The organism is Halomonas terrestris, assembly GCF_049166755.1.
Taxonomy (GTDB): Bacteria; Pseudomonadota; Gammaproteobacteria; order Pseudomonadales; family Halomonadaceae; genus Halomonas.
Window position 1 is genome coordinate 34,050 of record NZ_JBMHFZ010000027.1, and the last position, 20,710, is coordinate 54,759.

At 67.5% G+C, this 20,710-nt stretch carries 16 protein-coding genes; 6 read left to right on the forward strand and 10 right to left on the reverse strand.

Features of this window, described 5'->3' with window-relative positions:
- Positions 1-4 precede the first annotated feature (4 nt).
- From ACOMD9_RS19215 to ACOMD9_RS19230, 4 genes are all read right to left on the reverse strand, one after another.
- Entirely contained in the window at positions 5-322 is a 318-nt protein-coding gene (locus ACOMD9_RS19215; RefSeq protein ID WP_421417597.1) for a hypothetical protein, read from the reverse strand.
- Positions 323-424: 102 nt separating this feature from the next.
- Positions 425-1,252, reverse strand: coding sequence for a 3'(2'),5'-bisphosphate nucleotidase CysQ (cysQ, locus tag ACOMD9_RS19220; protein WP_421417598.1), 828 nt, complete (start codon positions 1,250-1,252; stop codon positions 425-427).
- Between the two features lie 105 nt (positions 1,253-1,357).
- The gene (locus ACOMD9_RS19225) at positions 1,358-3,136 is read right to left on the reverse strand and encodes an SLC13 family permease (protein ID WP_421417599.1); all 1,779 of its coding nucleotides are present in this window, start codon (positions 3,134-3,136) and stop codon (positions 1,358-1,360) included.
- A 714-nt stretch (positions 3,137-3,850) separates the two neighbouring features.
- Entirely contained in the window at positions 3,851-4,621 is a 771-nt protein-coding gene (locus tag ACOMD9_RS19230; RefSeq protein WP_421417600.1) for an ElyC/SanA/YdcF family protein, read from the reverse strand.
- Between the two features lie 173 nt (positions 4,622-4,794).
- On the opposite strand from ACOMD9_RS19230, the gene ACOMD9_RS19235 reads away from it, so the two are divergent.
- Both ACOMD9_RS19235 and ACOMD9_RS19240 read left to right on the forward strand, forming a co-directional pair.
- Positions 4,795-5,451, forward strand: a complete 657-nt coding sequence (locus ACOMD9_RS19235; protein WP_421417601.1) for a transposase — start codon at positions 4,795-4,797, stop codon at positions 5,449-5,451.
- A gap of 119 nt (positions 5,452-5,570) precedes the next feature.
- The gene (locus ACOMD9_RS19240) at positions 5,571-6,146 is read left to right on the forward strand and encodes a hypothetical protein (protein ID WP_421417602.1); all 576 of its coding nucleotides are present in this window, start codon (positions 5,571-5,573) and stop codon (positions 6,144-6,146) included.
- 174 nt (positions 6,147-6,320) lie between these two features.
- On the opposite strand, the gene ACOMD9_RS19245 is transcribed toward ACOMD9_RS19240, so the two are convergent.
- The 4 genes from ACOMD9_RS19245 to ACOMD9_RS19260 all read right to left on the reverse strand — a co-directional run bounded on the left by ACOMD9_RS19245 (position 6,321) and on the right by ACOMD9_RS19260 (position 11,630).
- Entirely contained in the window at positions 6,321-6,917 is a 597-nt protein-coding gene (locus ACOMD9_RS19245) for a DUF2931 family protein (protein ID WP_421417603.1), read from the reverse strand.
- Positions 6,910-8,595 carry a phospholipase effector Tle1 domain-containing protein gene (locus tag ACOMD9_RS19250; RefSeq protein ID WP_421417604.1) on the reverse strand — a complete coding sequence of 562 codons (1,686 nt, stop codon included), beginning with the start codon at positions 8,593-8,595 and terminating at the stop codon, positions 6,910-6,912. The genes ACOMD9_RS19245 and ACOMD9_RS19250 overlap by 8 nt, the downstream gene beginning before the upstream one ends.
- Positions 8,596-8,794: 199 nt before the next feature.
- Complete coding sequence (locus ACOMD9_RS19255) at positions 8,795-10,564, reverse strand: TRAP transporter permease (protein WP_421417605.1); 1,770 nt, start codon at positions 10,562-10,564, stop codon at positions 8,795-8,797.
- Between the two features lie 88 nt (positions 10,565-10,652).
- Positions 10,653-11,630, reverse strand: coding sequence for a TAXI family TRAP transporter solute-binding subunit (locus ACOMD9_RS19260; protein WP_421417606.1), 978 nt, complete (start codon positions 11,628-11,630; stop codon positions 10,653-10,655).
- Between the two features lie 370 nt (positions 11,631-12,000).
- On the opposite strand from ACOMD9_RS19260, the gene rraA reads away from it, so the two are divergent.
- Positions 12,001-12,489, forward strand: coding sequence for a ribonuclease E activity regulator RraA (rraA, locus tag ACOMD9_RS19265; RefSeq protein ID WP_421417607.1), 489 nt, complete (start codon positions 12,001-12,003; stop codon positions 12,487-12,489).
- Between the two features lie 122 nt (positions 12,490-12,611).
- Positions 12,612-14,495 (forward strand): glycerophosphodiester phosphodiesterase family protein, encoded by a 1,884-nt coding sequence (locus tag ACOMD9_RS19270; protein WP_421417608.1) that lies wholly within the window; start codon positions 12,612-12,614, stop codon positions 14,493-14,495.
- Here ACOMD9_RS19270 and ACOMD9_RS19275 read toward each other — a convergent pair.
- Both ACOMD9_RS19275 and ppsA read right to left on the reverse strand, forming a co-directional pair.
- Entirely contained in the window at positions 14,492-16,321 is a 1,830-nt protein-coding gene (locus ACOMD9_RS19275) for a gamma-glutamyltransferase family protein (protein ID WP_421417609.1), read from the reverse strand. The two genes, ACOMD9_RS19270 and ACOMD9_RS19275, sit on opposite strands and share 4 nt — an antisense overlap.
- 152 nt (positions 16,322-16,473) lie before the next feature.
- Positions 16,474-18,846, reverse strand: coding sequence for a phosphoenolpyruvate synthase (gene ppsA / locus ACOMD9_RS19280; RefSeq protein ID WP_421417610.1), 2,373 nt, complete (start codon positions 18,844-18,846; stop codon positions 16,474-16,476).
- A 270-nt stretch (positions 18,847-19,116) separates the two neighbouring features.
- Here ppsA and ppsR point away from each other — a divergent pair, with 270 nt between their 5' ends.
- Together ppsR and ACOMD9_RS19290 are read left to right on the forward strand one after the other, a co-directional pair.
- Positions 19,117-19,950, forward strand: a complete 834-nt coding sequence (ppsR, locus tag ACOMD9_RS19285; RefSeq protein ID WP_421417611.1) for a posphoenolpyruvate synthetase regulatory kinase/phosphorylase PpsR — start codon at positions 19,117-19,119, stop codon at positions 19,948-19,950.
- A 191-nt stretch (positions 19,951-20,141) separates the two neighbouring features.
- Positions 20,142-20,710 (forward strand): hypothetical protein (locus tag ACOMD9_RS19290; RefSeq protein ID WP_421417612.1); only part of this gene is annotated, 569 nt, incomplete at its 3' end.

Consider the following 20,710-nt stretch of genomic DNA (forward strand, 5'->3'; position numbering starts at 1 on the left):
CCTTTCACGTCTCATCTGGATTTCGCAGTCTTATGTAGGGCAACACGCCCGCAGCCTTGTCTGAAAAGATTTCATAGATCTTTTCTCTCAATCCTTTGATGACTCGCTTGTTTTCAAGACTGGACATCGTGCCCTTATCGACAACGAGCCACACCCAGACTGCCTCTTCTCCAGAGGCATCGACACCTGTCTCTACCTCGACGTCACGGACGAAATCAGGTAATGGAAGGGACTCAATGGAGGTTTTCATCAAGTCCTTGTCAATCAGATTTTGAGCATACATAACGTCACCCTCGATTCGAGGCCAGATGCCATCATTCAAGCAGGCTTTGCCCTCGCTAGCCACAGAGTAGCTGTGAGCTGGAAGCCGTAAGCTGTAAGTAACCCCAACACCAGCACGGATGGTCTTCTTACAGCTTGAAGCTTACGGCTTAAGGCTCGCGCGCAGCGCGCTTTCCCACCGCGGGTCTCGCTGGCCGCAGACAATGAACCAGGGGTTGAGCACGCTCTCCTGCCGGTTGCAGCGCAGCGGCTCGAGGGTGGTGGCATCGAGCACCTCGCCGCCGGCGGCGGTGACCACGGCCTGGGCGGCGGCGGTGTCCCACTCGCAGGTGGGGGCGAGCCTCGGGTAGAGGTCGGCCGCACCCTCGGCGACCAGGCAGAGCTTGATCGAACTGCCCATGGAGACACGCTCGTGATTCGGCAGCTCGGCACAGAAGGCCTCGAACTCTGCGGCGCCGTGGGAACGGCTGCCGACCACCTTCCAGGGCGCGTCAGCGGGGTCGGGCAACTCGCGCACCCGCACCTCGGCGTGGTTGCCGTTCGTGAGCTTGAAGGCAGCGCCGCCGACCTGGCCGACCCAGGTGGTGCGCAGCACGGGCGCATGCACGATACCGAACACCGGCACGCCCTGCTCGACCAGGGCCACGTTGAGAGTGAACTCGCCGTTCTTCTTGATGAACTCCTTGGTACCGTCCAGCGGATCGATCAGCCAGTAGCGCTGCCAGCCCCGGCGCGTCTCGTAGGGAATCTCGCCGGATTCCTCGGAGAGTATCGGCACGCCCGGCGCACACGTTTCGAGCAGCGCCACGAGCGCGTGGTGGGAGGCCATGTCCGCCTCGGTGAGCGGGCTCGCGTCGTCCTTGGTTTCCACCGCGAAGTCACGCTCGTAGATCGCCAGCACCTCGCGCCCCGCGGCGTGAACGCCCTCGACCAGGTGGTCGCGTAGTTCGTTCGTTACGAAATGGGTCAAAACAACTCCTTACATCAGACGGAAGAGAGAAGAAGGAAGAGGGAAGAGAGTGACGCCCTCCTTCTTACCTCTTCCTTCTTCAGCCGCGAAGCGGCGTCTTGCCTCTCAAAACCCCCACACCAGCGGTATCAACCCCACCGCGGTGGCGCCGACGATCAGGCTCAGCGGGGCACCCAGCCTCAGGTAGTCGGTGAAGCGATAACCGCCGGGGCCGAGCACCATCAGGTTCGTCTGGTAGCCGAGCGGGGTCATGAAGCTGGCCGAGGCGGCGAACATGATGGCGATGACGAACGGCATGAAGTTGACGCCCAGTTGCTCGGCCACGGAGACGGCGATGGGAAACATCAGCACCGCGGCGGCGTTGTTGGTGATCAGCTCGGTGAAGATCACCGTCATCAGGTAGACCAGCGCCAGGGCTGCCCAGGGGGCCAGGTTGTCGATCAGCAGCAGCCACTGGGCGATCTGTGCCGCGGCGCCGGTCTTGGTCATGGCGGCCCCCAGGGCGAAGGAGGCGGCGATCACGATCAGCACCGAGAGGTCGACATAGCGCCGCGCCTTGCTGGCCGGCACGCAGCGGGTGACCAGCATGCCGCCGCCGGCCAGCAGCGCCGCTTCCAGGATGCTCAGCAGGCCGCTGGCGCTGGCCATCACCATGGCACCGAGGATGCCCAGCGCCACCGGTGCCTTGCGGAAGTCCGGCGGCGTGGAGTCGTTGAGCCCGCTGACCAGCAGGAAGTCCTTGCGGTAGCGGTACTGGTCGACGAAGTCCTGGGCGGTCTCGAGCAGCAGGGTATCGCCTATCTGCAGCTTGATGTCCCCGAGCTTGCCGGGGATTCGCTTGCCATGACGAGAGATCGACAGGATCACCGCCTGGTAGCGGGAACGGAAGCGCGACTGGCGTACCGTCTGGTTCAGGCCACCGAAGTCGGGGCCGATCACCGCCTCCACCAGGCAGCGGTGGTGATGGGCGATATCGAGCTTGTGCACGTTGCCGCTCGCGGGCTTCAGGCCATGGATGCGGCGCAACTCGCGGGCGCACTCCGGGGCGCCGATGAACACCAGGATGTCGCCGGCCAGCAGCTCGGTTTCCGGCGGTACCGCGGTCAGCAAGCGACCATGGCGCTCGATGTCGGCCAGATAGCCGTGGGTGAGATGGCGCAGCCCGGCACCGGCAATGGTCTTGCCGACCAGGGGGCCCTTGCCATCCACCATCACCTCGACGGCATATTCCCGAGCCTGTTCGAGCTGCTCCAGTACGCCCTGGCGGTTGGGGAGCAGCCGGTCGGCGAACAGATAGAGGAAACCGCCGCCCACCAGCACCAGCGGCACGCCGACCCAGGCCAGCGAGAACATGGTGAGTGCGATGCCCTGCTCGCTCTGCAGCAGGCCATCCACCACCAGGTTGGTGCTGGTGCCGATCAGCGTGCAGGTACCGCCGAGGATGGCCGCATAGCTCAGCGGCAGCAGCAGCTTTGAAGGGGGCAGCTTGAGCCGCCCGGCCCACTCCTGCACGGCGGGAATGAACATCGCCACCACGGTGGTGTTGTTCATGAAGGCACTCAGGCCAGAGGCCGGCAGCAGTACCCGCAGCTGGGCCTGGCGCAGGCGATGCGGCTGACCGAGTAGGCGGTGCGCCAGCCACTGGATGGCCCCGGTTTCCTTGAGCCCTGCCGCCACCACGTACAGCGTGGCGATGGTCATCACACCCGGGTTGGAGAAGCCCACCAGCGCCTCGCCGGGGGTCAGGATGCCACTGATCACCAGGAAGGCCAGAGCGGCCATGAGGATCGTATCGGGGGCTATGCGCGTGGAAGCCAGCGTGCCCAGCACGGCAAGCACCGTGCCCAGGGTCAGCCAGGCGTTTGTCGGTAGCGTATCGATCAAGTGATGTCGTGTCGGTTCATGGCCGAGGGGGTCGCGGTCTTGCAGGCACGCTACCGCCCGGGGATTGTGACGGGCGCATTCCCATGCCCTGTATCAAGCCTGGATACCGTGGCTGAGCACGCGGCGAGGACAAGGTAAGCCATGCAGCGCCAGGAAAGGCGAACACATAGATGCCCGGGAGCGGTTCCTGCGCCCCTTCATCGTCCCTTGCCAAGCCTCGGCTCGGCAGCCCCTGCGGTATCGTTCTTGGAATCACAGCATTCTACGCCACCACGCGGCTATGCTCCATGGCGTGGCGCCCGCCAGGCGGTTGATCTTTGGTGATGGCCTAAGTCTGCTTGGATCGAGAAGCATACAGCAGCGAGCCGCCAGGTCAACGCGCGATAAGGAGGGGAAATTCACGCCATATCAGTTGGATAGGCAGAGATGTTGAGCAGGGAAAGCCCCTTATAAGACAGGGCTGGCGCCCCTCCCCCGCGGGGGTCTGACCCCCGGGTTGCCGAGGTCACGGGAGAAGACCATGTCACCGGCTCCGATCGGGCTCGTGGTCAGACCCCGAGGTGGCGGCCGCCGGGGCCGAGTGCTTTTCGGGGCTGGCCGGGTTGGCGCCACTCCCCCACGGGGGTCTGACCCCCGGGTTGTCGAGGTCACGGGAGAAGGCCATGTTACCGGCTTCGATCGGGCTGGGGGTCAGACCCCGAGGTGGCCGCCGGGTCATGACGGTGAGTCGTGCTCCCACCTGACGGCCAGGCGCCCCAGCCATTCGTAGAGGGCGCGTTCGGTCTTGGCCAGGTGCTCGGCGCCGGGCAGCCAGTAGCGCCAGCCGCCGCTGTGTCGGCCCGTGAGAAAGTGGGTCGGTGCCGGCTGTGGATACAGCCCCGCGGCCTCGAAGTGCCGCTTGGCACGGGGCATGTGCGATGCCGAGGTCACCAGCACGATGCTGGCTCCCTCGCCCAGGCGGTCGCGGACGGCTCGGGCCTCCTCCCCGGTATTCCGGGCGCTATCCAGCACGGCGAGACTCGCGTCGGGTACGCCGAGCGCCTTGGCGGCCCGGGCGTAGCCCACCGCGACGCCGGGCAGCGACGGTTCGCTGTTGCCGCCGCTGACGATCAGCAGGGCCTCGGGCTGGGCATGCCACAGCCGCAGGCCCTCCACCAGGCGCGGCAGCGAGCTCTCGGAGAGCTGCGCGGTGACCGGCCACTCCGTCGCCGGATGCCAGCCCCCGCCCAGCACCACGATGGCCTCGGCCGGGGTCGCGAGGGGCATCACCATGGCCGGGTAGCGCTGCTCCAGGGGCTCGAGCAGGCGGTCGGCCACCGGCGCCCAGCTCGCCAGCACCAGCAGCCCCACCGCGCCGATGCCCAGGGCATTGCCCAGGCGGCGCCGGCCAACGCCCCGCAGCACCAGGCCCGCCACCACGCCTGCCAGCATCAACGGCATGGGCATCAGCAGCTGCGCCGCCAGGGCCTTCAGGGTGTCATACATGCCATTCTCCCGTCCCGGGCATACCAGGGGGTTCTCGGTGATGATGGCAGCATGTTCGCATATGCGCCGGGGTCAGACCCCAAAATCCCCTTAGGGGTCTGACCCCAAAGCCGGCTCAGCCGGTTCAGGTCTATACTGAGTCTCGATCCGTCCACGGCACAAGGAAGTGCGATATGGCGCGTCCGGCTCGGCTGTTGCTTCCCGATACCCCGCTCCACCTGATTCAGCGCGGCAACAATCGCGGTGCCTGTTTCGTGTACCGCAAGGACGCGTTGCGCTACCTGGACCTGCTCGACGAGCTCCGGCAGGTCTATCGGGTCGCCCTGCACGCCTATGTGCTGATGACCAATCACGTGCACCTGCTGGCCACGCCGCAGGAAGCGCCCGAGGGCGTGATCCTGATGATGAAGGAGCTCGGACAGCGCTACGCCCAGTTCTTCAACCGCCGTCACCAGCGTACCGGCGGGCTCTTCGAGGGCCGCTACCGCTCCTGCCTGGTGGCGGAAGAGCCCTACCTCTTCGCCTGCTACCGCTATATCGAGCTCAACCCAGTACGCGCCGGCATGGTGCCCGGGCCGGCGGACTACGAGTGGTCGAGCCATCGTGCCAATGCCCTGGGCCACGACAATCCCATCGTGCAGCCCCATGCGATCTACACCGGACTGGGTGCCACTCCGGCAAGACGCCAGCACCGCTACCGTGAGCTCTTCAACAGCGACCTGCCCGACTCCCTGCTCGAGGAGATACGCCAGCAGACCCGCCGGGGCCGCGTGCTGGGCAGCGAAGCCTTCCGGCAGACCGTCGCCCGCCGCCTGGACACGCCCCCCTAGCAGCCGATTTGCCCGCCACCCCGGCAATGACGATGATGGAGGCGACCGAACTCAGCTTTGGGGTCAGACCCCAAAATTCGCTTAGGGGTCTGACCCCACAGAGAACTTGGGAGACCGCGATGCGCTTTGCCACCCTGGGCCCTGCCGGAAGCAACCATGAGCTGGTGCTGGAGCGCTACCTCGCCGTTCGGGGCCTTGCGCGGGCCGATATTCGCCTGGTCGATGCCTTTCCCACGGCCTTCGAGGCACTGCTCGCCGGCGAGGTGGACTATGTGCTGCAGTGCTCGGCGCATCCGTCCCATGGCGATTGCGTGGGGCGCTACATGCATCGTGCCTTCCCGGTGGATACCTTCATCGCCGGCAGCAAGCCGCTGGCGGTACTCGCCCGCACCGAGGTGGCGGTGCCGCGCCGCATCGGGTTGCAACCGGCCACGCGGCACTACACCGATCTCGCCGGTTATGCCGAGCAGGTCGAGGAGGCGTCGATCGTGACCGTGGCCGAGGGGCTGCTCGCCGGCCGCTATGACGCCGGCATCTGCGCGCTCGAGGTACTGGAACGGCACCCCGATCGCCTGCGACTGGTCGAGGACCTCGGCCCGGCGCTGGATGTGTGGGTGCTGTTCGGCCGGCAGAAGCTGGCGGAGGCGTTGGTGGTATGGCCGGATGCGCCGGTCACCGGGCAGTTCGAAATGTGAAGTGCGGGGCTGGCGAGCGCCGTCCCCTGGCGCCGCCATTGGTCTTTACCGCGAATGCATGGCGGGAGGGTTCCGGTTCCGCCGGGCGGGCAGCCATCCGCCACAGAAGTGTCAGTAATACCGAAGCTCGTCAAGGGCGCAGCAAGCCAGGCATCCCCACGTTGAACATCACGCTCACCAGGGCGAGGGAATCACGCCCTCATCGATATATTCTTGAGTACGGTTCTCGTACCTGACGGGCTCGCCTTCTGCTTCCTGTGCAAAGGCCGACTCGATGATCGGGGCATGGAAGTCCTGGCTGCGGTCATTTCCGCAGTCGCGGCACCAGGCGCGCCACCACACGATCACCTCCCCCTTTCCCGAGAAACCGGCCACCAGGTAATGGAGGTACCGGGACGCCGGATATTCGCGATACCACTGGCGTAACAGGTCATCCGTCTCGGGTAGCGCCAGATCGATCTCGTAGAAAGTCTGGGTACGATAGGAGAACCAGCGGGCCTGTACCGAGGTCGGCGCGGGCATGGCTCGAGGCAACGTGACGATCGCCCCGCTACGGGGAGGCCGTTTTTCGAAACCGGCATTCAGGTTACCCGCCGGCGATCCCCACGAATCATCAAAGGTCAGCTCTTCCACCCATACAGGCCAGCCTCGAGGCCCACCCACCGGCTGCACGGAAAACTCGTAGCGTTGCGGTTCCGACTCGCAGGCGGTGAGTCCCCATGCCAGCGCCAGCAACAGCACGGCCCTCGCCAGACGTGACAAGCTAGGCATCCTGGACCTCCCTTGCCTTGTCGAACACGCTGCGAGGACGGTTGGCGAAGACACGGCGAACGCCGGAAGCTTCCGGGGCATGGGGGAGGCTCTCCTGTCGGTGGGAGGTATGGATATAGCCGTGCAGGTAGCTTCGCGCATCCTCCAGGCGGGCACCGGCTCTCTGCCAGGTTTCCCACGCATTCTTCAATTCAGCAGGAAGGGCATGGTCTGGTTCTGCCTCATCCAGCCCACGCAGGGGCACCCCCAGCTGCAGGGCCAGCGGATGCATCTGGTGCAGGGCGAGGATCGCCAGCTCCTTGCGGGTGGCGCGGCGCTCGATCTCGAGCACATCGGGCGGCTCCACGCGCAGCTCCAGCCCCCGTGCCGCGGCTTCCTCCTGCGCCAGGCGTATGGTTCGCCCGTTGCTGCCCAGTCCGGCCCGGCGGCGCACCAGCAGCTCCTCGTGGTTGGCGAAATCCACCTCGGGATTCTCGTAGCCTCCGCCCACATCGGAATGCACACCCGGCAGCACGATCTCGCTGAATCCCCCGGGCAGGTTGCCCCGGGGGTCGGCCAGGCTGCTGAGGGGAAAGTTGCGGCGGATCTCGTGATGGGCGGTCAGCTGCACGACCCGCATGGCGCTGCCCGGCGCCAGGTGCAGGTTGAAGTCGAGATTGCGGGCGTCGCCGGGGAGGTAGAAGCTGCCCACGGTATCGAACAGCCCCACGAAGCGAACCTGGGGAAAGGGGACGAAGCCGGGCGGGAAGGCCTCGATGCGACGCAGCGGCACCCGGGGCGTCGGCAGGCCCGGGCGAAAGTCCGGCACCGGCAGCGTTTCCGGCCAGCGATGGATCAGGTTGACGAAGTGCCGGGCCAGGGCCGCGCCGCGGCTGAAGCCGAACACATCGAGGATCACCGTGGCGCCTTCGTTCCCCCGCAGGAACGTTCGGAGCTGATCCAGCGCCAGCTCGATGCGGGCATGGCCCCCTTCCGGGCCGACGCCCAAGGCCAGCCCCGAGAGATTGCGCAAGGCCGCAAGCCTGTCTGCACCTTCATCGCCAGTTACCGTGCCAACCCCATGCGCATAGACCCGGTGATAACCTTGGTCTTCATCTTCCAGGTACAGGTCAAAAAGCTTGGCGACATTGGTGATATCGCGATCCGTCCGCCGCCGGTCGTTCTCCCTGTTGTTGCCGGTGCCATCGAAGAAGACGCCGATCTCGAGGATGCGCTCCCGCGGGGGCTCGGGAGCCGGGGGTGGCGAAGGTGCGGGCTCCCGCGGGGGCTCGGGCGGCGATGCAGGGCGCGACACCGCCCAGGCGGGATACCGGGCCTGCCTGACCTCCGCCGGGCCCAGGCCACGCGCATTGAGCCGGGGAAGCTGGCGCTCGAGCAGGCTCTCGTAGTGAAAAGGCAGCACGCCCGGGGCCTTCACCCAGCGGCTGCCGTCCCACTCGACGATCGGCGAGCGGGGGTGGTCCTCGACCAGGACCAGGCGGCCATCGCCCACCTGCTCCAGCAGCCGTCGATAGCCGCGCTGCCCCTCGGGTGACGCCAGGTTCAGGTTGACCCCGAGCATCCAGAGATCGTTGGCCGGAGCCCGGGCCCGCTGCCTGACCCGCTCTCGAGCCCGATACGGCGACTCGACATGGGGCAGGTCGAGGTCGCGCAGGCGAAAAGGCGATGTGAGCTTCATGCGATTCCCTTGCGTTCCACTCGTCTTGGACATGCCGGGAAGGAGCGCTGCGAGCGCGACCGGTCGGCCACGCAAGCGTTTCCCTGCCGGCTGACCCCGATCAGGGTACGAAGGTATCGACGCTCGGCACCATAGGCGATCGCTTACATCAGCATAAGCGCGCGCTCATGGAACGGGTGCGAGAATGGCGCCGCCGGGTTCACACCGCGAAGATCACCAGCGCGCCGGCAATCACCAGTACCGCTCTCAGCCACCACGCGCGGCGGGCGATGACGCCGTAGGCGATGCCGGTGAGGCCGACGGCGATCTTCACCGCGTCGAAGACGGCCCCGACGGGGTCGAAGGCGAGGCGGATGACGTCCGGGTTGGCGACCATGGCCAGCGGGATGATGTAGAGCCCGATGCCGAGCGCCATGGCCTTCATGGCGACCTTGAGCCAGTTCTCCCCGACCATGCCGGCGGCGATGAAGACCCCGCCACACACCGGCGGGGTGATGGTCGAGAGTAGCGCGAACCAGAACACGAAGAGGTGCGCGAGCAGCGGCTCGAGGCCCAGCGCGGTGAGCGCCGGACCGGCCACCGAGACGCAGATCACGTAGGCCGCCGTGGTCGGGACCTCCATGCCCAGCACCAGGCAGGCGAGCGCGGTGAGCAGCAGCGCCGGCCACAGCACCTCGCCCGACAGCGAGAGGATCCCGGAGGTGACCTTCACGCCCAGCCCGGTCAGCGAGAGCACCCCGATCACCAGCGAGGCACAGATGATGATGGCGCCGATCACCGCCACCTGGCGGCCGGCGATGACCATGGCCTCGGCCATGCGCCCGGCGAAGCCGCGCAGCGAGAAGGCGAGGGTCACGTCGAAGCAGAGCAGCGCCATGCCGGCGAAGATGGCGATGCTGGCCGCGTACTGGGGCGTGACGCCGCCGAGGAAGATGCGCTCCAGCAGGATGACGAAGGGCACGGCGAAGAACAGCGAGGTGATCAGCACTTCCCTGGGGGCCGGCTGCTCGCTCGTGGCCATGGGCCGCAGGTCGTGGCGGGTGGCGTAGGCGTTGATGCCGACCCACACGGTGACGAAGTAGAGGATCGCCGGCAGCAGCGCGGCGGCCATGATCTGGGTATAGGGCGTGCCGGTGAGCTCGACCATCACGAAGGCACCGGCGCCCATCAGCGGCGGCATGATCTGCCCGCCGGACGAGGCCACCGCCTCCACCGCCCCGGCCAGCGAGCGCGGGTAGCCCAGGCGCACCATGGTGGGAATGGTGATGGCGCCGGTGGAGGCCACGTTGGCCGAGGCGGAGCCGGAGATCGAGCCCATCAGCGCCGAGGAGATCACCGAGACCTTGGCCGCCCCGCCGGTCAACCGCCCGGCGAAGGCGCTGGCCATGTTCATGAAGCCGCGCCCCGCCTCGCCGGCGTTGAGCACGGCGCCGAAGATGACGAAGACCGCCACCACGCCCACGCTCACCCCGGTCAGCTTGCCCCAGAGCCCACCCTCGGCGATGGTCAGGGTGCCGACGAAGCTCTGCATCGGCAGCCCGGGGTGGCCGAACTGGCCCGGCACCTGGGCGCCGAACACCCCGTAGAGCAGGGCCAGCGCCGCCACCAGCGGCAACGGCCAGCCGATGGCGCGGCGCGCCGTCTCGAGCGCCAGCACGATCAGGAACACCCCGATGGCCATCTGCAGTCGGGTGTCGATGAAGCCGTACTGCTGCGACAGCGCCTCCTCGTTGAAGGCGATGTAGCCGCAGGCGGCGATCCCCAGCCCGGTCAGCAGCCAGCCGCTGCCGCGCTCGAACGGCGTGCGGGCGGCGAAGATCAGGATCCACGGCAGCACCAGCGCCATATGGATCGGCCGGCTGACCAGCGCTGGCGTCAGGCCATAGAAGATCAGCCCGAGATGGAAGATCACGGTCACGGCGCCCAGCACCACCCAGGCCGGGTGCAGGCGAGCAGCGGATTCATGCATGGGAAAGCCTTGCCAACCGAAGGTAGCCCTAAGCAAACCTTGGGGTCAGACCCCAAAGTCCGCTTAGGGGTCTGACCCCAAAGGGGAGTTAACGCCGGTCGTCGGGGATCTCGATGCCGGCTTCGTCGTAGTAGCGCACCGCCCCGGGGTGCAGGCTGCCGGCGATGTTGTCGATCATGTCGGTGGTGATGCCGCCCCACCAGGGGGACTCCACGGCCATCGCCTCGCGGCGCTCCCAGAAGGTCCGGGTCAGGGTGTAGGCGGTGTCGTCGTCCATGTCGCTGGTGGTGTAGGCGATCACCGGCAGCGAGGTGGTCTGCACATCCCCCTCGACGCCCGCATAGGTGCCGCCCGGGATCGTCTGGCGGGCCGCACCGGTCTGCTCGATCTGCTCGTCGGTGAGGCTGACCAGGCTGATCGGCATGCTGGCGGCGGTCTCGATCACGTTGGGCGTGGGGAAGGAGCTGGCGGTGACGAAGGCGTCGATCTGGCCGTTCTTCAGCGCATCGGGCCCGCTGCCGATCTCGGCATTGGCCACCTGCACCTTGTCCATCAGCTCGAACAGCTCCAGATAGCGCTGGGCCTCGCGGGCGCCGAAGGTGCCACGGCCGATGAGGATATGCTTCTCTTCCAGGTCGTCGAGCGAGATGACGCCCTCGTCACCGGCCACCACGAAGTGCATGGTGATGGCGGGGATCGGGAAGAGGCCGCGGATCTCCTGGAAGCGCGGATTCTGGCGTTCGGCGAAGGGGCCCTCGCCGGCCATGGCGCTCTCCACCAGCCCGGGCGGGGTGGTGAAGACGTAGTTGCCCTGGCGTGCCATCACTTCCATGACGTTCTGTACCGAGCCCTGGCTCTCCTCGAGGGTCAGGACGACGTCGCCGTCGGTGCCCTGGCGGATCGCCTCCGAGAGCTCGACGCCCATCTGGTAGTAGGCGGTGCCCGCCGAGGCGGACTTGTAGGTGACACGGGTCTCCGCCTGGGCGGAGAGCGCGGTCGCACCCATCAGCACGGCGGTGGCGGAAGCCAGCAGGGTACGGGCGAAGGGGGGAAAGTGGCGAGACATGAAGGACTCCCTCTAGCGTATCCGGCATCGTGGGCGATGCCTGTTGTCATGAGTGGTCAACGTAACAGAGCCTATCATGCCGATTCCTGTCGCATTAGGCTTTGTCTGAAAACTGGCTGCGCTCGACCATACGGCGTTAAAAATCGGCTCAAAGTACTCATTTACACCCCGTAAACTCCATCTTTTCGCCGATTTTTGCCTTGTCTGGCCTTCGCTCGCCGACTTTTCGGACCAAGCCTAGACATCAGGAAAATACCCCGGGCGTCACGACCCGACGGCTACCGGTGATTCCCCCTTCGTCGAGGACACCCCCCGCCCCGCCGCGTCTGTGGCATCATCGGCGACTCGACCCCACGAGCAAGGAGCCCCCATGACTCCCATCATCACGCCGGACATCTGCGATGCCCATCCCGAGGTCCGGGTCCTGGATCCGATCTTCGTCAACTTCGGCGGCCGCGAGGCCTTCTGCGGGCCGATCCGCACCGTCAAGTGCTTCGAGGACAACTCCCTGGTCAAGCAGGCGGTCGGCGAGCCCGGCGAGGCCGCGGTGCTGGTGGTGGATGCCGGCGGCTCGCAGCGCTGTGCCATGCTCGGCGACATGCTCGCCGAGCAGGCGCTGGAGAACGGCTGGGCCGGCGTGGTGATGTACGGCTGCGTGCGCGACGTGGACGTGCTGGCCGAGACCGACCTCGGCGTCCAGGCCCTCGGCGCCCACCCCCGCAAGAGCGAGAAGCGCGGCGAGGGACAGCGCGACGTACCGGTCACCTTCGCCGGCGTGACCCTGACCCCGGGCCAGTGGCTCTACGCCGACAACAACGGCATCCTCGTCGCCGACGAACGCCTGCCGCTGGAGGATTAAGCAAACTTTGGGGTCAGACCCCAAAGCGGACTTAAGGGTCTGACCCCCGACACCGGCCACTTGCTAGGCGTGTCCTGCCGGTGCCACCCTGAGGTCATGCCAACCGTCATGACACACCCTCCATGCTGGCCCTCCCACAGCTGAGTCACGCGGTGCTGCAGAGCCTGCGCGAGCACCTGCGGCCGCTGGTGGCCTACCATCTCTTCTTCACCCTGCTGGCCTCGAGCCTGGTGCTGCCGGCGGTGGCCTGGACCCTCACCCGCCTGCTGGGCCAGTTCGGCCGGCCGGTGCTGACCAACGCCGAGCTGATCGACATCCTGATGAGCCCCGGGGGCCTCCTCTGGCTGCTGGCGGCCATCGGTCTCTCCTTCCTGGTGCTCTACGTGCAGCAGGCCGGCATGATCCTGGTGGCGGTGCGCCCCCGGGACAACCACTACCGGCTGGCCTTCGAGGCGCTGTGGACGAGCCTGCGCCGCCTGCCTGCGCTGGCCGGCCTGGTGGTGCTGCAGGTGGGCACCCACCTGCTGCTGCTGGTGCCGGTGGCCTTCGCCGTGGCCTGGCTCTACGGGGTCTTCCTCGGTGGGCTGGATCCCTACTACGTGCAGCGCGTGCGCCCGCCGGCGCTGTGGCAGTTCCTGGCCGTCGCCAGCCCGCTGCTGGTGATCTGGGCGGGACTGGCCGCGACCCTCTACTTCCGCTGGATCCTCGCCCTGCCGCTGGTCGTGCTGGAGAACCTGTCGCCCCGCAAGGCGCTCGACCGCAGCCACCACCTGACCCGCAGCCGACGCCATCACATCGCCGTGGCGGTGATCGCCCTGCTGGTGGTGATCATCGCCCTGCCGTTCCTGGCCACCACCCTCTTCGACCGGGCCTTCACGCCACTGCTGTGGTGGCTGCCGGAGCGCAACGCCGTGCTCATTCCGGCGATGCTCGGCTACCTCACCGCCTACGTGCTGCTGACGCTCGCCATCACCTTCGTGGGTATCGCCGCCAACGCCCTGCTCTCGGCCTGCCTCTACCTGCGCCTGGCCCATCGCGAGCCGCGCCCCGCCCCGCCCCCGGCGGACGCCCATCCGGGCCGGCTGGCCTGGGGGGTGGAGCTCGGGGTGATCGCCTTCGCCCTCTTCCAGGCCTGGCTGATCGTCAACAGCTTCGAGCTGCGCGACCAGGTCACCAACATCGCCCACCGGGGCAGTTCCCTGGCGGCGCCGGAGAACACCCTGGCGGCGGTGCGGCGTGCCGTCACGGATGGCGCCGACTACGTGGAGATCGACGTGCGCCTCACCGCCGACGAGCAGGTGGTGCTCTACCACGACCGCAGCCTCTCCCGGCTGATCGGCGACCCGCGGGACCTGCGCGAGCTCGACCGCGAGGAGCTGGCCGCCTTCGACGTGGGCAGCTGGTTCGGCGACGCCTTCGTCGGCGAGCGGATCCCCGGCCTCGACGAGGCACTGGCGGCGGTTCGCGGCCGCAGCCGCCTGATGATCGACATGAAGCCCGACCCGGGTCGCGAGGTGGCCCTGGTCGAGGCGGTGATCGAGGCCCTGCATCGCGAGGCCGAAGCGCGTGCCGACTGCCTCGCCAGGACCCGCGACGCCAGGGAAGCGGCGTTCTGCGGCAACCCGGACGTGATCGGCGAGACGCGCCTGGCCACCATGTCGCCGTCGCTGGTGCGGGAGATCAAGGTACGCGAGCCGGCGCTCCAGACCACCCTGCTGGCCCAGCTGATCCTGCCCGGGACCCTCGACCGGGGCAGTTTCGACGCCCTGGGCCTGCGCCACAACCGCATCACCGACAACGAGATCCGCCTCGCCCGGACCTACGGCTACGAGATCCACGCCTGGACCATCAACGATCGGGCGCGCATGTCGCAGCTGATCGACCTGGGGGTCGACGCCATCATCACCGACCGCCCGGAGCTGCTCGGCGAGCTGATCGACGACCGCCGCAACCTCAGCGACGGCGCCCTGCTGCTGGTCAAGCTGCGCAACTGGCTGCGCAGTTAATCGCCCATCACCACGCCTTCGCGGCGCGGGTCGGCGCCACCGAAGAAGCCCTCGTCGGTGACTCGCAGCGCCTGCAGGCCGCTGACCAGTTCGCGCTCGCTGGCGTCGTGGCCCCGGGCGTTCAGCGCCTCCAGGGTCGCGGCGGGGAAGCGCCCCTCCTCCAGGAACGCCGGCCCGCCCAGGGTGATGGCGTGGGGCAGGTCCAGCGCCTCCTGGGCGTCGAGCCCCCAGTCGAGCATCGCCACCAGCGCCTTGGCGGTGTAGTGGATGATCGCCGCCCCGCCCGGGGAGCCGAGGCTCGCCACCAGGTCGCCGCTGTCGCGGTCGAAGACCAGGGTGGGGCTCATGCTCGAGCGCGGCCGCTTGCGGGCTTCGACGCGGTTGGCGATGGGCGTGCCCGCCTCGTCCTCGGGCGTGAAGGAGAAGTCGGTGAGCTCGTTGTTGAGCAGGTAGCCGCCAGGCAGGCCGGTGCCGCCGTCGGCCAGGATCCGCGCACCGAAGGCCGACTCGATGGTGGTGGTCATGGCGATGGCGTTGCCCTGCTCGTCGACGATGCTGATGTGGCTGGTGCCGTACTCGGGCTGGTCGGGCTGCACCGCCCAGGCGGTGGCCATCTTCCCGGGATAGCCCGGCTCGGCACCGCCGTTGCCCAGGCTCTCGTCGCCGAGCAGCCCGGCGCGCAGCGCCAGGTAGTCGGGCTCGAGCATGCTCGACCAGCCGCCGCCGGGGGGGTCGACGAAATCCGGGTCGGCGATGTACTTGCCGCGGTCGGCGAAGGCCAGCCGCGAGGCGTCGAGGAACTGGTGCAGCCACGCCTCGCCGGGCAGGCCGTCGACCAGCGGCTCCTCCACCGCCGGCAGATGCTCGAGGATGCCGAGGATCTGCATCACGGTCAGGTGCCCGGACGAGGGCGGCGGGAAGCCGCACACGGTATAGGCCTGCCAGTCGGTGCACAGCGGCTCGCGCGTCTTGGCCGCGTAGCTCGCCATGTCCTCGAGGCTCAGACTGCCGGGGCGCTGGAGGTGGTCCTGCACCCGGAACACCAGGTCCTCGGCGATGGCCCCGGTATGCAGCGCCTTGCTGCCATGCTCGGCGATCTCGCGCAGGATGGCGCCGAGAGCGGGGTTCCTGAGTTCATGCCCCACCGCCAGGGCCTCGCCGTCGTCATCGTAGTAGAAGCCGCTGCCCAGCGGATCGTCACGCAGGCGCTCCTCGCCGGCCAGGCTGGAGTGCAGCCGCGGGCTGACCGCGAAGCCCTGCTCGGCCAGGGCGATGGCCGGGGCGAAGAGCTCGGCCCAGGGCAGCGTCCCGTGCTTCTTGTGGGCCATCTCGAGCATGCGCACCGTGCCGGGCACCCCCACCGAGAGGCCACTGGCGGCGGCGTCCATGAACGCCAGCGGCTCACCCTCCTCGTCCAGGAAGAGGCTTTCATCCACCCCGCCCGGCGCCATCTCGCGGCCGTCGAAGGCCGTGACGTTCTCGCCGTCGAAGTGCATCAGGAAGGCCCCCCCGCCGATGCCGCTCGACTGGGGCTCCACCAGGGTCAGCACCATCTGCACGGCGATGGCCGCATCGATGGCACTGCCACCGGCCTTGAGCACCTGGTAGCCGGCGTCGGTGGCCAGCGGGTTGGCGGCGGCCACCGCGAAGCGCTGGGTCGCCCAGCCGGGCTTCTCCTCGAAACCGGAAGCGACCTCCGGCGCGATGGCCGGGATGTCGTACTCGAAGGCCACCTCCGCCTGGGCGGACAGCGGCAGGCCGAGCATCAGCGCCGCGGCGAGCGGCACCAGGGCTCGGCAGCGGAAGGGAATGGCGGGGGTCGTCATGATCAACTCTCCTTGTGGTCGTCGACGGGGTCGGGAGAGTTTCAGCATAGGCGAAAACGCATGCAGGACGCCCGGCCGATGTGAGCCGGCCGGGCGTCCTGTATCGGGGTCAGACCCCTAAGTCAATTTTGGGGTCAGACCCCAAAGGGGACTTAGCCGAGGGTTTCCCCCGCCAGCATGAACCAGGTCTCGAGCACCGCGTCGGGGTTGAGCGAGACCGAGTCGATGCCCTGCTCCATCAGCCACTTGGCCAGGTCGGGGTGGTCCGAGGGGCCCTGGCCGCAGATGCCGATGTACTTGCCCTGGGCCTTGCACGCCTGGATCGCCATGGCCAGCAGCCGCTTCACCGCCGGGTTACGCTCGTCGAACAGGTGGGCGACGATGCCGGAGTCGCGATCCAGGCCCAGGGTGAGCTGGGTCAGGTCGTTGGAGCCGATGGAGAAGCCGTCGAAGTGCTCGAGGAAGTCGTCGGCCAGCAGCGCGTTGGCCGGCAGCTCGCACATCATGATCACCTTGAGCCCCCTGTCGCCGCGGGCCAGGCCGTTGGCCGCCAGCAGGTCGACCACCTCGCGGGCCTCGTCGGTGGTGCGCACGAAGGGCACCATGATCTGGACGTTGTCCAGGCCCATCTCCTCGCGCACGCGCTTCAGGGCGCGGCACTCGAGCTCGAAGCAGGGGCGGAAGGAGTCGGAGATGTAGCGGGCGGCGCCGCGGAAGCCGAGCATGGGGTTCTCCTCGCCCGGCTCGTAGAGCTTGCCGCCGATCAGGTTCTCGTACTCGTTGGACTTGAAGTCCGACAGGCGCACGATCACCGGCTTGGGGTAGAAGGCCGCGGCCAGGGTGGAGATGCCCTCGACCAGCTTGTCGACGTAGAAGCCGACCGGATCGGTGTAGCCCGCGGTGCGCAGGTCGATGGTCTGCTGCAGGTCGAGCGGCAGGGTGTCGTACTCGAGCAGCGCCTTGGGGTGCACGCCGATCATGCGGTTGATGATGAACTCCAGGCGCGCCAGGCCGACGCCGGCATTGGGCAGGCCGGCGAAGCCGAAGGCGCGGTCGGGGTTGCCGACGTTCATCATGATCTTGAAGGGGATCTCGGGCATGGCGTCGACGCTGGTCACCCGGCGATCGAACTCCAGCAGCCCCTCGTAGACATGGCCGGTGTCGCCCTCGGCACAGGAGACGGTGACGTCGCGACCGTCGGACAGCGCCTCGGTGGCGTCGCCGCAGCCCACCACGGCGGGAATGCCCAGCTCGCGGGCGATGATCGCCGCGTGACAGGTACGGCCGCCGCGGTTGGTGACGATGGCCGAGGCGCGCTTCATGATCGGCTCCCAGTCGGGGTCGGTCATGTCGGTGACCAGGACGTCGCCGGGATGCACCTTCTCCATGTCGTCCGGGGAGAAGACGACCTTCACCGCACCGCGGCCGATGCGCTGGCCGATGGCGCGGCCGGCGACCAGGGTGCGCCCCTTCTCCTTGAGCTGGAAGCGCTCGAGCTTGCCGCCCTCCTGCTGGGAGACCACGGTCTCGGGCCGGGCCTGGACGATGTAGAGCTTGCCGTCGTCACCGTCCAGCGCCCACTCGATGTCCATGGGGCGCTGGTAGTGCTCCTCGATGGTCACCGCCTGGCGTGCCAGGGCCATGACCTGCTCGTCGTCGAGGCAGAAGCGGCCGCGCTCCTTGAGCGGCACGTCCACGGTGGCCACCGACTTGCCGGCGCTGGCGTCGTCGGTATAGACCATCTTGATCAGCTTGGAGCCCAGGTTGCGGCGCAGTACCGCCGGGCGGCCGGCGGCCAGTGTCGACTTGTGGACGTAGAACTCGTCGGGGTTGACCGCGCCCTGCACCACGGTCTCGCCCAAGCCCCAGGAAGCGGTGACGAAGACCGCATCGCGGTAGCCGGACTCGGTGTCCAGGGTGAACATCACGCCACTGGCCCCTGTCTCGGAGCGCACCATCTTCTGGATGCCGGCGGAGAGCGCCACGTTCTCGTGGGCATAGCCGCGGTGCACCCGGTAGGAGATGGCGCGGTCGTTGAACAGCGAGGCGAACACCTCGTGCACGGCGCGCTTGATGTTGTCGAAGCCCTCGATGTTGAGGAAGGTCTCCTGCTGGCCGGCGAAGGAGGCGTCGGGCAGGTCCTCGGCGGTGGCCGAGCTGCGCACCGCGGCCTTGAGGCCGGGATGCCGGGTGACCAGCCGGTCGTAGGCGGTGCGCAGGTGCTGCTCGAAGGTCGGCGGCAGCGGGGTGTCGATCACCCACTGGCGGATCTCGGCACCGACGCGGGCCAGCTCGCCCACGTCATCGACGTCGAGCCGGGCCAGCGCCTGGTTGATCCGGTCGTTGAGCCCCTCGTGGGAGAGGAATTCACGGTAGGCGTGGGCCGTGGTGGCAAAGCCGCCGGGCACGGTGACACCGGCTCCGGACAGGTTCGAGATCATCTCGCCGAGCGAGGCGTTCTTGCCCCCGACACGCTCGACGTCGTCCATGCCCAGCTGATCGAACCACAGAATGTACTCGTCCACATGACCTCCCAGGATATCGACGATTGAGACTTCATGCCGGATGACGGTGTCCCTCGCAAGGGCATGAAGGGATGGTCGCGACTCTAACAGCGGTCGACCATATTCGCCATTGGTCTAACATCGAAGTCACTGGAGGATTTTTACAACAATCGGTGAATATCCCGGATTCCTGTAGTGACCCGGGCAGGAGGGGCAACGGGGCCCGTCGCTTGTTCCCGGCGTTGCCAGCATCGACAATGGGCCATCTCCGCCCGAGTGACTGGACCGACCATGACCCGTACCGCCTTCTTCATCTCCGACGGCACCGGCATCACCGCCGAGAGCCTGGGACGCAGCCTGCTGGCACAGTTCGAGAACGTCGAGATTCGCATGATGACCAAGCCCTACATCGACTCGGTGGAGAAGGCGCGCGCCCTGGTGGAGGTGATCGAGGCCACCGCCGTGCACGACGGCGAACTGCCGATCATCATCGATACCATCGTCGACGAGACGATCCGCGAGGTGATTCGCGACGCCACCGGCTTCAAGATCGACATCTTCTCGACCTTCCTGGCGCCGCTGGAACAGGAGCTGGCGACCCACTCCAGCTACACCGTGGGGCGCACCCACTCCATCGGCAAGGACGAGGTCTACATGGATCGCATCCACTCGGTGCACTTCGCCCTGGACAACGACGACGGCGCCCGCACTCACCAGTACGACAAGGCCGACGTGATCCTGATCGGCGTTTCGCGCTGCGGCAAGACGCCGACCTCGCTCTACCTGGCGCTGCAGTTCGGCATCCGTGCCGCCAACTACCCGCTCACCGAGGACGACCTGGACGAGGACGGCACGCTCAAGCTGCCCAGGGCCCTGGCGGCCCACCGCCACAAGCTGTTCGGGCTGACCATCGACCCGCGCCGCCTGGCGGCGATCCGCCACGAGCGCCGGCCCAACAGCCGCTACAGCTCCATGGACCAGTGCATGCAGGAGGTCGGCCAGGCCGAGGGGCTCTACCGCCAGATGCACATTCCCTACATCGACACCACCCGCTTCTCGGTGGAGGAGATCTCCACCCGCATGATCGCCGAGATGGGCCTGACCCGGCGGTTCTCGCCGCGCTGAATGCCTGCATTGATCTGCCAGCGATCATTACCTATCGTGACGGCTGCCGGCCGTCCCGACGCCAGGCAGGAAAGCCTGTCGTCTCATTGTGATACCGTCATGCGACACCACTCGCCGCGCAAGGAACGCGACCCGATGACATGGACTTCGCTCTCTCCCTCTTCCCGCGGCACCCCCCGGAGGAGGCTGCGATGATCAGGAAGCTGCTGGGCAAGGCCATCGAGGTCTGGGTCATCAAGCAGATCGATGATGGCGTCCTGCACCTCTGCGGGGTCGGCACCCCACAGACCACGCAGAAGCGCAAGGCCGTGAGCGAGGCCCTGGAACGGGGCAACTATCGCGGCGGCGTGCGCATCGGCCAGACCGGCGTGGTGCTCAACAGCCGGCTCTTCGAGGCCCTGGTCCCCGTCGATGCGCTCAGGCTCGAGCATGAGCATCTCGCCCTCTGGCGGGGCCTGACCTGGCAGGTTTCCCGTGTCCCGCAGCACTGCTGGCATCACGAAGGCCGCCTGGTGGCCCACCCCGACCCCTTCGGCAACCTGTCAGGCCTGGTCAGCAGCGAGGACGTCGCCACCATCCGCGACAGCATCGATGACGATGCCATCAAGCCGGCCAGCGTCGAGTTCCGGCCCGGCGACGCCCTGGAGGACCCTTACGCCGATATCCACGAGGCCGTCCATCAGGCCCGTGCGCGTCGGTACGCGAAGGACAAGGGCTGGCGAGAGGACGGCAGCTGGGGACATCTCCCCAAGCCCCCTGA

What these genes read in the sequence shown, in the direction of transcription:
- ACOMD9_RS19230 (WP_421417600.1), bottom strand. Translation starts at nt 4,621, where the DNA reads ATGTATGACACCCTGAAGGCCCTGGCGGCGCAGCTGCTGATGCCCATG.
- ACOMD9_RS19235 (WP_421417601.1), top strand. Translation starts at nt 4,795, where the DNA reads ATGGCGCGTCCGGCTCGGCTGTTGCTTCCCGATACCCCGCTCCACCTG.
- ACOMD9_RS19240 (WP_421417602.1), top strand. Translation starts at nt 5,571, where the DNA reads ATGCGCTTTGCCACCCTGGGCCCTGCCGGAAGCAACCATGAGCTGGTG.
- ACOMD9_RS19245 (WP_421417603.1), bottom strand. Translation starts at nt 6,917, where the DNA reads ATGCCTAGCTTGTCACGTCTGGCGAGGGCCGTGCTGTTGCTGGCGCTG.
- ACOMD9_RS19250 (WP_421417604.1), bottom strand. Translation starts at nt 8,595, where the DNA reads ATGAAGCTCACATCGCCTTTTCGCCTGCGCGACCTCGACCTGCCCCAT.
- ACOMD9_RS19255 (WP_421417605.1), bottom strand. Translation starts at nt 10,564, where the DNA reads ATGCATGAATCCGCTGCTCGCCTGCACCCGGCCTGGGTGGTGCTGGGC.
- ACOMD9_RS19260 (WP_421417606.1), bottom strand. Translation starts at nt 11,630, where the DNA reads ATGTCTCGCCACTTTCCCCCCTTCGCCCGTACCCTGCTGGCTTCCGCC.
- rraA (WP_421417607.1), top strand. Translation starts at nt 12,001, where the DNA reads ATGACTCCCATCATCACGCCGGACATCTGCGATGCCCATCCCGAGGTC.
- ACOMD9_RS19270 (WP_421417608.1), top strand. Translation starts at nt 12,612, where the DNA reads ATGCTGGCCCTCCCACAGCTGAGTCACGCGGTGCTGCAGAGCCTGCGC.
- ACOMD9_RS19275 (WP_421417609.1), bottom strand. Translation starts at nt 16,321, where the DNA reads ATGACGACCCCCGCCATTCCCTTCCGCTGCCGAGCCCTGGTGCCGCTC.
- ppsR (WP_421417611.1), top strand. Translation starts at nt 19,117, where the DNA reads ATGACCCGTACCGCCTTCTTCATCTCCGACGGCACCGGCATCACCGCC.